The organism is Pseudarthrobacter sp. efr-133-R2A-89, from assembly GCF_030209315.1.
GTDB lineage: Bacteria > Actinomycetota > Actinomycetes > Actinomycetales > Micrococcaceae > Arthrobacter.
The window spans coordinates 22,607-33,723 of record NZ_JARVSE010000014.1 but is presented as its reverse complement, the minus strand read 5'-3'; the positions used below and the strand labels follow the sequence as shown (position 1 = coordinate 33,723).

Annotated in this window: 11 protein-coding genes; 8 read left to right on the top strand and 3 right to left on the bottom strand. The window is 67.5% G+C overall.

Features of this window, described 5'->3' with window-relative positions; all coding sequences use genetic code 11:
* Positions 1–23 precede the first annotated feature (23 nt).
* The 3 genes from QRM95_RS20460 (at position 24) to QRM95_RS20450 (ending at position 2,081) form a co-directional block, all read left to right on the top strand.
* A complete protein-coding gene (locus QRM95_RS20460) occupies positions 24–905 on the top strand; it encodes a class I SAM-dependent methyltransferase (RefSeq protein ID WP_285249254.1) in 882 nt (293 codons plus the stop codon).
* A 193-nt stretch (positions 906–1,098) separates the two neighbouring features.
* Entirely contained in the window at positions 1,099–1,605 is a 507-nt protein-coding gene (locus tag QRM95_RS20455; RefSeq protein WP_285249253.1) for an SRPBCC family protein, read from the top strand.
* Positions 1,602–2,081: a nucleoside deaminase gene (locus QRM95_RS20450; protein ID WP_285249252.1), complete on the top strand. Its 480-nt coding sequence runs from the start codon at positions 1,602–1,604 to the stop codon at positions 2,079–2,081. The genes QRM95_RS20455 and QRM95_RS20450 overlap by 4 nt, the downstream gene beginning before the upstream one ends.
* Before the next feature lie 30 nt (positions 2,082–2,111).
* On the opposite strand, the gene QRM95_RS20445 is transcribed toward QRM95_RS20450, so the two are convergent.
* The 3 genes from QRM95_RS20445 to pdxA form a co-directional block, all read right to left on the bottom strand.
* The gene (locus QRM95_RS20445) at positions 2,112–2,414 is read right to left on the bottom strand and encodes a YciI-like protein (RefSeq protein WP_141180965.1); all 303 of its coding nucleotides are present in this window, start codon (positions 2,412–2,414) and stop codon (positions 2,112–2,114) included.
* Between the two features lie 53 nt (positions 2,415–2,467).
* Positions 2,468–3,241: a DeoR/GlpR family DNA-binding transcription regulator gene (locus tag QRM95_RS20440; RefSeq protein ID WP_285249251.1), complete on the bottom strand. Its 774-nt coding sequence runs from the start codon at positions 3,239–3,241 to the stop codon at positions 2,468–2,470.
* A gap of 72 nt (positions 3,242–3,313) precedes the next feature.
* Complete coding sequence (pdxA, locus tag QRM95_RS20435; RefSeq protein ID WP_285249250.1) at positions 3,314–5,689, bottom strand: 4-hydroxythreonine-4-phosphate dehydrogenase PdxA; 2,376 nt, start codon at positions 5,687–5,689, stop codon at positions 3,314–3,316.
* 188 nt (positions 5,690–5,877) lie between these two features.
* On the opposite strand from pdxA, the gene QRM95_RS20430 reads away from it, so the two are divergent.
* Genes QRM95_RS20430 through QRM95_RS20410 form a run of 5 tightly spaced genes read left to right on the top strand, consistent with a single transcriptional unit; the run spans position 5,878 to position 11,092 of the window.
* A complete protein-coding gene (locus QRM95_RS20430; protein ID WP_285249249.1) occupies positions 5,878–7,452 on the top strand; it encodes an ABC transporter substrate-binding protein in 1,575 nt (524 codons plus the stop codon).
* 3 nt (positions 7,453–7,455) lie between these two features.
* The gene (locus QRM95_RS20425) at positions 7,456–8,391 is read left to right on the top strand and encodes an ABC transporter permease (protein WP_285249248.1); all 936 of its coding nucleotides are present in this window, start codon (positions 7,456–7,458) and stop codon (positions 8,389–8,391) included.
* Complete coding sequence (locus tag QRM95_RS20420; RefSeq protein WP_285249247.1) at positions 8,388–9,317, top strand: ABC transporter permease; 930 nt, start codon at positions 8,388–8,390, stop codon at positions 9,315–9,317. Before QRM95_RS20425 ends, QRM95_RS20420 begins: the two co-directional genes overlap by 4 nt.
* A gap of 1 nt (position 9,318) precedes the next feature.
* Positions 9,319–10,272, top strand: coding sequence for an ABC transporter ATP-binding protein (locus QRM95_RS20415; protein WP_285249246.1), 954 nt, complete (start codon positions 9,319–9,321; stop codon positions 10,270–10,272).
* Positions 10,265–11,092, top strand: coding sequence for an ATP-binding cassette domain-containing protein (locus QRM95_RS20410; protein ID WP_285249245.1), 828 nt, complete (start codon positions 10,265–10,267; stop codon positions 11,090–11,092). The genes QRM95_RS20415 and QRM95_RS20410 overlap by 8 nt, the downstream gene beginning before the upstream one ends.
* The last annotated feature ends 25 nt before the right edge of the window (positions 11,093–11,117 follow it).

Here is an 11,117-nt window from a genome sequence, read left to right as displayed (position 1 = left end):
ATGCGCCGTTGTAGGGTCGGGGCGTGATCGTCCCCGATATCTCCCAGGACGCCGTGGCCGTGGCGGATCACTACGACGAGCTCGATCCCATCTATCGCCGGGTGTGGGGCGAACATGTCCACCACGGGCTCTGGGGGACGGGCCGCGAGACACCTGGTGAGGCCGTCGAGGCGCTGGTGGACACTGTGGGCGACCGGCTGGGACTGAAACCCGGCCAGGCGTGCGTGGACATCGGCTGTGGCTACGGCTCCACTGCGCGGCGGCTCGCTGTGACGCGTGGGGTTAGCGTCACCGGCTTCACGTTGTCCGGTGAGCAGTCCCACTATGCCGCCGCGCACCCCGTACCGGGGGTGGACATCCAGGTCCGCGACTGGCTCGACAACGGGCTGCCCGACGCCTCGGCCGACGCCGCGTGGGCCATCGAATCGAGCGAGCACATGGTGGACAAGCCCAGGTTCTTTGCCGCGGCGCACCGCGTGCTGGCGCCCGGCGGCCGGTTCGTCATTTGCGTGTGGCTCGCCGAGACCGATGCGGGCGGGTGGAAGGTCCGCCACCTGCTGGAGCCGATCTGCCGAGAGGGTCGCCTGCCCTCGATGGGCACGCGCGAGGAGTACGAGGCGATGGCTATGGCGGCCGGTTTTGAGATCAGCGGTTATGAGGATGTCAGCCGCCGGGTCGCCCGCACCTGGCCGATCTGCGCTCGCCGGCTGGTGAAGGCCCTGTTCGTGGATCCCGAGATGCGCCGGCTGGCCCTTCGCGCTCGCAACCGCGTCTTCGTCCTCAGCATCCCGCGCCTGATCCTGGCCTACCGCACCGGTGCCATGCGCTACGGGATCTTCACACTCACCAAAGCTGGGGAGGACGGTACGCAAATCGGGCCAAACGCCTCAGCCGAAGCCGACTGACCGAAAGTTCCCGCTCCGGCCCTGGGCTCAGGGCAGCGGCTGACGCTCGCCCACGCTGACCGAGGCCGACGGCGGAAGGTAGTCACGCCGTCGTCGTTCCATCTTCCGCGCCATGTCCTATCCCGGCCCAGGAGTAGTTGTGGCACGGCGGCCGCTATCGGCCGGAGAAGTGCCCGTCTGCAAGGATGGAGCCATGAACCAGAGCAGCCCCCGCCAACACCAGGATTCCGTCACGGTCAGCGCATCAGCCGAGACGCTCTACAGCCTGGTCTCCGACGTCACCCGCACCGGTGAGTGGAGCCCGGTCTGCAAAGCGTGCTGGTGGGACGACGAGGACACCGCCGGCCACGTTGGCGCCTGGTTCACCGGGCGGAACGAGCTCCCGGAACGGACCTGGGAGACCCGCTCGCAGGTGGTGACAGCCGACCGCGGCCGCGAATTCGCCTGGGTGGTGGGCGGCAAATACGTCCGCTGGGGCTTCACCCTGACTCCCGCTGACACCGGAACCGTCCTGACCGAGTCCTGGGAATTCCTGCCCGAGGGGATCGCCATGTTCGGAGAAAAGTACGGCGCCGACGCAGACGCGCAGATCGCCGATCGCACCCAGCAAGCGCTGGACGGCATCCCGAAAACACTTGAGGCAATCAAACGGATCGCCGAGTCCATCGCCGCACAGGACGACGTAAGGTCCCCGCTATGACCCACGAACAGCGCCAAACCGCCGCGCCGGCACTGGACAGCACGGACCTTCCGGCATTCGAGGCCGCCTACCAGGCCGCCCGGAAGAGCCTGGCCGAAGGCGGCATCCCCATCGGCGCTGCGATCGCCCGGGACGGCGACGTCTTCGCCAGCGGGCACAACGAACGGGTCCAGAACGCCGATCCGATCGCGCACGGCGAGATGTCAGCGCTTCGCGCCGCCGGCCGGCAGAAGAGCTACCGGGACACCACGCTTTACACCACGCTGGCCCCGTGTGCCATGTGCGCGGGAACCATTATCCAGTTCAAGATCCCCCGCGTGGTGGTGGGGGAGGCGCGCACGTTCGACGGCGAACTGGACCTCCTGCGCGCACGCGGGGTTGAGGTGCTGGTCCTGGATGACCAGCGCTGCGTGGACATGATGCGCTCGTTCCAGTCCGACAAGCCGGAGCTGTGGGCCGAGGACATCGCCGAGTAGGTTCAGGTCAGTGCGGCCAAGCGCTCACGTCTACGGGTGGACCGGTGAAGCGGCCTCGTTGCCCAATACGGTGGTCCACGGGCTGGCGGTCCACGACGTCACCACACCGTTGATGACGTAGGGGTCTGCGGCGGCAAACGCCTTGGCGGCCTCCAACGGGTTCTCGCCGGTGAAAATCAGCAATCCCTTGAAGGGGCCTTCGCCGGCTGCGCCGCCCAGCAGAAGCTCGCCGCGTTCCACCGCTTCCCACCCCGCCCGGAGGTGGTCGGCGCGGTACTGCTCGCGGCTCTCGAGGTAGTCGTCAGCGTAGGTGTATTCGAGCACGGCGTGCATGGACGTCTCCGTTTCATTCAGGTGCTTGGTAGCAGCAGCGTACCCGGCAGAACCTACGCAGAAACCGCAGCCACCTCAACGCTGACCCCCGCGTCCCGGAACTTCTGCACCTGGGCGTGGTCGGCGCCGTCGTCCGTCACCAACGTCCAGGGAAGCGCCAAGCGGGCCCAGGCGTGGAAAGGCCGAAGGCCCAGCTTTGAGGAGTCGGCCAATACATAAACAGCACGTCCCCGCCGGGCCATCAGCTCCTTGAGGCGGGTCTGGGCATGGTCGGCCTCGCAGATGCCGTCGTCGGCGGTGACGGCGTCCGCCCCCAGGAAGACGCGGTCAAAGCTCATCCGCTCCAGCGCCGCCTCCGCCAGCGGGCCGACGAAACTCTGGGAAACACTGCGCAGCCGGCCGCCCAGGCATTCCACCTCGATGCCATCGCATTCGGCCAGCTCCTGCAGCGTGTTGATCCCCGGCGTCGTGACCGACAACCGGTCAAACCCGCGCAGCTCGTGCGCCAGGGCACCTGCGGTGGAGCCGGCGTCGAGCAGGATACTCTCCCCGGGCTGGATCACCGAGGCCGCCCACCGGGCGATCGCGTGCTTCTGCTCGAACGCCTCACCCGTCCGCTGCCGCAGCGAAGCCTCCGGGTGCGCGCCCAGCGCCATCGCCCCGCCGTAGGTGCGGGCCAGCCGGCCCTGCCCGTTCAGCAACGCCAGGTCGCGGCGGATGGTGGACGCCGTCACCTCGAACTTCGCCGAGAGCTCCTCCACGGACGCGAGGCCGGTGGTCACGGCAAGGTGGTAGATCTCCTCGCGCCGCGCGTTTGCGCTGAGCATTCCCGGTCTCCTTCCCGTGGGCATGGCGGTGGCAGTGGTACCCATGCTAGTCACCGATGGGTTTCGACTGGCTCAACCAACGTGGGCCGGGCGGGTGGCCATCTCCGCCGCCTGGTGCAGCGCCTCCACCATGGACCGGGAATCGGCGATGTTCCTGCCGGCAATGTCGAACGCGGTGCCGTGGTCAACGGACGTCCGGATCACCGGCAGGCCCACCGTGATGTTCACGCCGGCCTCAATGCCCAGCACCTTCACCGGCCCGTGCCCTTGGTCGTGGTACATGGCCACCACCAGGTCGTAATCGCCGCGGCCGGCCAGGAAGAACAGTGTGTCCGCCGGCAGCGGGCCCACCGCGTTGATCCCATCCGCCTGCGCCGCCTTCACTCCCGGCTCGATCTTCTCCGCTTCCTCGCCCTGGCCGAACAGGCCGTTCTCGCCGGCGTGCGGGTTGATGGCGCACACGCCGATCTTCGGGTTGGGAATGCCCGCCCGCACCAGCGCCTCGTGGCCGCGGCGGATGGTGCGCTCCACCAGGTCCGGGTTGATCTTGCGGATGGCATCCACCAGCCCGATGTGCGTGGTCACGTGGATCACCCGGATCTTTGGTGTGGAGAGCATCATGGACACTTCCTCCGTGCCGGTCAGGTGCGCCAGGAGCTCGGTGTGCCCGGGGAAGATGTGCCCGGCGGCGTGCAGCGCCTCCTTGTTCAGCGGCGCGGTGCAAATGGCCTGCACCTTCCCGGCCATCGCCAGCTCGCTGGCCACCCGGATGTATTCGTAGGCGGCGTGCCCGGCCACGGGTGACAGCTGCCCCCACGGCAGGTCCGCCGGCAGCAGCGCCAGATCGATCACGTTCACCCGGCCCGGCGTGAACACAGCATCGTCCACATCCTCGATCGGCTGGATGTCCGCCTCGATGCCCAGGGTCTCCGCGGCCTGGCGCAGCCGCAGCGCGTCGCCGATCACCACGGGCCGGCACTCGGCGTTGCTCTGCGGATCCAGCACGGCGGCCACCACCACCTCGGGCCCCACGCCGGCGCCATCGCCCATGGTCACGGCCACGTAGGGGAGGGGCTGGTTATGCGTTGATTCGTCAGTCATTGTTGCTCCAGATTCTTCGGAAGTCTTGTGGGAAAGGGTTTGGGTGGAAGCTGCGGCGGCCTGGCCGCGGCGCTTCCGGATTTCGTCGTACAGCTGAAGGAGGGCCAGGTGGTCGCCGAAGCTGCCGGGCTTGGTGCCCACCAGCGTCCCGTCGTCCGCGCGGCTCAGCACGGCTCCGTGCTGCACCGCTGCGAGCGGCACCAGGCTAGAGCGGCCGACGGCGTCCAGCACCTCCCGGGCCGTCTCACCGCCGGTGAGGATCAGGTCAGCCCGGGTTCCCTTGACGGCCTCGGCGGCGAACCTTGCCAGCGCCTGCACGATGCGGGGTGAAGCGGACGGGTCCACTTTTTGGGCCGCCAACGTGATGATCACGCGGGCACCTGACCGCAAATCCGCCGAAACCTGGGCCAGTTGGGACACGTAGGCGCCGTCCGCACCGGCGTAGAGCGGGTGCAGCCGGACCACCGTGAACCCCCTGGCTTCAAGGGCAGCCAGTTGCGCCTGCGCGGTCCGTGAAGCGGAGCCGACGACGGCGAGTACCGGCCCGGGTGCCTCCTGCGGTTCCGCGGTGGTTGTGTCAGCCGTTGCCACAGGTTGCGCATTCCGCGCAAGTCGTGTGCTGAGCCGCTGGGCGAGGACATCGGCCGCCCCGCCGGTCCCGACCAGCACGATGCGGCGTCCGCCGGCCCGGAACTCGAGTTCCAGCAGGGCGTCCACGGTGTTCTCCAGGTCCCGGACGGTCTCGCCGTCCAGCACCACGAGCTGCGGCCGGCCGGGTTCGAGCAGCCCGGCGAGTTTCGCAGCCAGGGATCCGGAGCGGACCGCAGCCAGATCAACGGAGCGCACAGAAGACGGATCCGCCGGGGCCAGCAATGAGGGAACATCCGCTGGCGGGGCCAACAGCTCGGCCTGCCAGAGGTCCGTTTCCGCCAGGGGAGTGCCGGCAGCCAGCGGCTTGCCACCGCGTACTGTGCGCTGCAGCTGGGGGAGTGCGCCCGCAATCACGGCGTGGAAGCCAAGGCTGGCCAAGGCCGACACCTCAGCCTGGATGTTGCCGCGCCACAGGGAATCCATCTTCTTGAACTGCACCTGTGCGGCAGAGGCCTCGGGACCGGAGAACGCCTCCTTCACCAACGCCTCAGCCTCGGCCCCGGACAGGCCGCGGGAGTGTGTATCGGCGACCACCACGTCGGTGACCTCTCCCGCAAAGGAGGGGCCGCCGTCGTGCGCTCCGAAAGACGTACCCGCGGCGAGCGTGACCTGCGCCGTCAGCCCATGTTCCACAAAGCAATACCCAACCTCGGCGGCTCCGGAGAAGTCGTCGGCCTGCACAAATACGGAAGCCACGGTGCTCCTCTCGTCATAGTCGGCTGGAACCCGCCAATCAGCGGGAAGCTTTCCATCATCATGACACGGTTGCGCGAATCGCGCTAGGTAGGTTGCGCAATTTGCGCAGGAGTGGCAAAGTGATGGACACAACATTCGGCGCAGCCATTCCGGCAGCCCGCCATCCCCGATCTACCGAGAGGTCAACGATGACCGTTCTTCCTCAAGGAAGTGAGATTTCCCGCCGCCGCCTGCTGCAGTTTGGTGCGGCCGCCGGGTTCTTGCTGGGCACCGGCAGCCTGGCCGGCTGCGCCGGCCCCACCGGACTCCCCGGACCCAGCACCCTGACCCTGGCCCTCAACCGGTCCCTGGTCAGCCTGGACAACAAGCTCAACCAGTTTGACGCAGCCGTCACCGTGCAACGCTCGGTCCGCCAGGGCCTCACCGCCATCGGCCCCGAAACCAAGCCCGTCCTGGTGCTGGCCGAACGCTTCGAGATGACCGGCCCCACCGAATGGACCGTCCGCCTGCGCGAGGGCATCCGCTACTCGGACAACAGCCCCGTCACAATCGAAGACGTGGCCACCGCCCTGAAGATGTACAAGCAGGTCCAAGGCTCCTTCGTGGCCGGGTTCTTCCCCGAATTCCCCGAGGTTGTCCCCGTGGATGACCGCACGTTCAAGATGGTCACCAAGAAGCCGGTCCCCATCCTGGACTCGCTGATGAGCATGATCCTGATAACCCCTGCCGCACAGAACAAACCGGAGGAACTCCAGGAAGGCCTGGGCACCGGCCCTTATGTGGTCACCAAGTACAACCGCGGCGCCGGCACCTACAGCCTGGAGCGCAACCAGAACTACTGGGGCCCCGCCCCGCGCATCGACAAGGTGGAAGTCCGGTTCCTCCCCGAGGAATCCAGCCGCGTCATCGCCCTTCGCTCCGGCGAGGTGGACGTGATCGACTCCATCACCCCGGACTCCCGCTCCCAACTGGCCGGCCTGCCCGGAGTCACGCTCCAGGAAGCCTCCAGCCTGCGCCTGAACCAGATCTTCTTCAACTTCCGCAAGCCCGCCGGCCACCCCCTCGCCGACCCCCGCGTCCGCCAGGCCCTCAGCATGGCCATCGACGGCCAGTCCCTGGTCAAGGACGTCCTGGTGGACTCCGTCACCCAGGCCGAAGGCGTCACCCCCTCCAGCCTCACCGGCTACCACAAGACCGGCGAATACGTGTACGACCCCGAGAAGGCCAAGGCCACCCTTGCAGAACTTGGCGTCAAGGACCTCACCCTGAAGATCATCTGGGAAACCGGCGAATTCGCCTCCGACACCTCCGTGATGGAAGCCCTCGTGGAAATGTTCGGCAAGATCGGCGTCAAGGCCGAACTCCAGCAGTTCGAACCCGGCGGCAACATCATGGCCTGGCGCCAAGGCAAACAGGGCGACTGGGATCTGCTGGCCAACGGCTACCCCAGCCCCACCGGCCTGGCCATCACCATGCTCCAAGGCATGTACACCGGCACCCCGGAAAAGGAAGCCACCCGCGACACCTACCAGGGCTACGTGATCCCCGAGGTCACCGCCAAGATCCAGGCCGCCTCCGCAGAAGCGGACCCGGCCCGCAGGACCCAGCTGCTCAACGACGCCCAACAGGCCGTCTGGGACACCTGGCCCTGCGCCTGGGCATTCGTCCCCAAGTCCGTCCTGGCCCACCGGAACCGGGTCTCCGGCATCAACCTTGCTCCCACCAACTCCTACCCCCTCGTCGACGTCCGGCTGGAGGCCTAAGCAATGGCGAACTACATCCTCAAGCGCCTGGGACAGGGCCTGCTCACCGTGTTCCTCACGGTATCCACGGTGTTCATCCTGATCCGCCTGGCCCCGGGAGACCCCGCCGTTTCCTACGCCGGACCCCTGGCCACCACCGAACAGCTGGACAAGGTCCGCGAACAGTTCGGCCTGAACAAGCCGGTGCTGGAGCAGTACTGGATCTTCATCCAGCAGCTCTTCACCGGCAACCTCGGCCAGTCCTACTCCTTCCAGGCCCCCGCCATGCAGGTGGTCTTCGAACGGCTGCCCTACACCCTGACCCTGGCGACGTCGGCAATCCTGCTGACCGCCGTCGTCGCCATCCCGCTGGGGGTGTGGATGTCCCGCCGCCCCGACACCGGCCGCGAATTCGGCGTCAACGTGCTCACCATCGCCGGGCAGTCCATGCCCGATTTCTGGACCGGCATCATGCTGCTCACCGGTTTCGCCGTGCTGGTCCCCCTCTTTCCGGCCTCCGGCTTCGCCACCTGGGGCGGCCTGGTCCTGCCCACCGTCACCATCGCAATCCTGCAGATCGCGCTGATCTCCCGCATGGTGCGCCGCGAAATGACCAACAACCTGGCCGCCCCGTACCTCACCGTGGCCCGCTCCCGCGGCGTGAAGAACTCCGTGCTCACCTGGCGCTACGCCATGGGCAACTCCGCCATCCCCGTCTTCACCGCCCTGGGCACCAGGTTCGCCGCCATGCTCAACGGCGTGGTGGTGGTTGAAGTGGTGTTCGCCTGGCCCGGCGTGGGCTCCCTGATTGTCCGGGCCCTCGAAACCCGCGACTACCCCCTCATCCAGGCCACGGTCCTCATCACCGCGCTCCTGGCGGTGGGCGTCCAGCTGCTCATCGACCTCGCCTACCCGCTCCTTGATCCCCGCGTTCGTCTTGGAAAGGCGGCCACAGCATGAGCATCGATTCGGCAACCCCCTCCGGCTCCGCTTCGCCGCAAGCCAAGCAGCCCAGCCCCAGCGCCGTCACCAAGGCGGACATCGCCAAGGCAGGCGCCACCCGGCGTCGTAAATCCGCCCAGTGGAAACTGGTGGTGGGGACCATCTGCACCCTGCTGGTGATCATCCCCATCATCCTGGCCAACGTGCTCCCGCTGCCGGACGCCAACTTCCAGGACCTCGCCGCCCGGCGCCTGCCGCCGCTGACGGACGGGCACCTGTTCGGCACCGACCAGCTGGGCCGCGACCTGCTCTCCCGCGTCCTCCACGGCGGCCAGGTCTCGCTGACAATCGGCGTGCTGGCCGTGCTGGTCTCCGGCGCCATCGGCGTGATCCTCGGCTCCGCCGCCGGCTACTTCGGCGGCTGGGTGGACACCATCATCTCCCGCATCCTCGAAGCCCAGATGTCCCTGCCGCTGCTCATGATGCTGCTCCTGGTGGTGGCACTCTTCGGCCCGTCCATCCCGGTGATCACGTTCGTGATCGCCATCGCCCAATGGCCCGAAGTTGCCCGCCTCACCCGCTCCATGGTGCTGGTGGAACGCGAAAAGCCGTACGTCTCCGCCGCCAGGATCCTGGGCCTGCACCGCATCCAGATCCTAATCCAGCACATCATCCCCAACGTCATCAAGCAGGCAACCCTGGTGGTGCTGCTCCTGCTGGCGCAGGCCGTGCTGCTCGAATCCGCGCTGTCCTTCCTGGGCGCCGGCCCGCAGCGGCCCTTCGCCACCTGGGGCCGCATCATCTCCGACGGCCAGGACTACATCACCACCTCCTGGTGGATGGTCACCCTGCCCGGCCTGGTGATCGTGCTCATGGTGGTGGGCGTCAACCTGCTGGGCGACGGCCTCCGCGACCGTCCCCGCCGCAAGAAGAAGGGTGCCTGACATGGCTTCCTCACCCGAGACCCCGAAGTTCACCGAACAGCCCCTGCTGGAGGTCCGCGACTTCCAGGTGGAGCTCATCACGGACACCGCCATCATCCGCGCCGTGGACGCCGTCAGCTTCAGCATCCACCGCGGCGAAACGGTCACCATCATCGGCGAGTCCGGTTCAGGCAAGTCCACGACGGCGATGGGCATCCTCCGCCTGCTGCCCGAGGACCTGGCGGTACTGTCCGGCACCGTGCTGATTGACGGCGTCGATATCTCGGCCGACCCCAAAGCCATCGACAAGGTGCGCGGCAGGACCCTGGCGCTGATCCCGCAGGACCCCATGACGGCGCTGAGCCCGGTCCATTCGATCGGCAGCCAGCTGTTCGAAGCCATCCGGATTGCCGGTGCCGCGTCCGCCAAGGACAAGGCGGCCCTGCAGGCCCGGGCCGTGCGTCTGCTGGAGCAGGTACACATCCCCACGCCGGAGAAGCAGCTGAAGAAATACCCTCACCAACTCTCCGGCGGCATGCTGCAGCGTGTGCTGATCGCGATTGCGCTGGCCAGCGAGCCGCAGTTGCTGGTGGCAGACGAGCCGACGTCGGCGCTGGACGTCACCGTGCAGGCCGGCATCCTGGACCTGCTGCTGGAACTGCAGGAACAGCGCGGCATCGGCATCCTGATGATCACGCACGACCTCGGTGTGGCCCGGCTCATTTCGGACCGCATCCACGTGATGAAGGACGGCTCCTTCGTCGAATCCGGCGAGGTCCAGCAGATCGTGGACCGCCCCGCCACCGAATACACGCAGACCCTGCTGGCCGCCGTGCCCGTGCTGGGGGAGTGGGACGAAACGCCCGCCGCCACCGGCCGCCGCTCGGCCGCCGGTGCCCCAGGCAGTCCTGCCGCCGGCACACCCGCAGCCACCACTGACCCAGCCCTCACCCAGACCGGAGCACGCAATGACTAAGCCGTTCCTCGCCGTCGACAACCTGGTGGTGGACTACCACGTCCCCGGCGGCACGTTCCGGGCCGTGGACAATGTCTCGTTCTCTGTGGACAAAGGCAAGACGATCGCCGTGGTGGGTGAATCCGGCTGCGGCAAATCCACCATCGCCAAGGCCCTCATGCGGCTGGTGACCCCCACCAGCGGGTCCATCAACCTGGACGGGACGGACATCGCGGCCATGAGCGAAGCGAAGCTGCGGCCCATGCGCTCCAAGTTCCAGATGGTGTTTCAGGACCCGTACGGTTCCCTGGATCCGCACATGACCGCCCAGGAAATCGTGGCCGAACCCCTCAAGCTGCAGGGCATCCGCTCCAAGGCCGAACGCCACGCGGCGGCGGCGAAGCTGATCGACCAGGTGGGCCTGCCCGTCCGGTCCCTGGACAAGCACCCCGGCGAGTTCTCCGGCGGCCAGCGCCAGCGCATCGGCATTGCCCGGGCGCTCGCGTCCAAGCCCGAACTGCTGGTCTGCGACGAAGCCACCAGCGCCCTGGACGTCTCCGTGCAGGCACAGGTGCTGCGGCTGCTCAAATCCATCCAGGACGAAACCGGCATCACGTACGTGTTCATCTCGCACAACCTTGGCGTGGTGCAGGAGATCAGCGATAGCGTCATGGTGATGCAGCGCGGCAAGCTCGTGGAACACGGCAGCACCGCGTCCGTCCTGACCGCCCCCAAGGAGGACTACACCCGCAAGCTCCGCCGCGCGGCCCTGGACCCCTCCACCATGACGGGCCTGAAGCCACGGCACATCGTCCGCTCCCTGGCCCTGTCCAACCAGTAACTCTTACCGCATCCGCAACCACGAG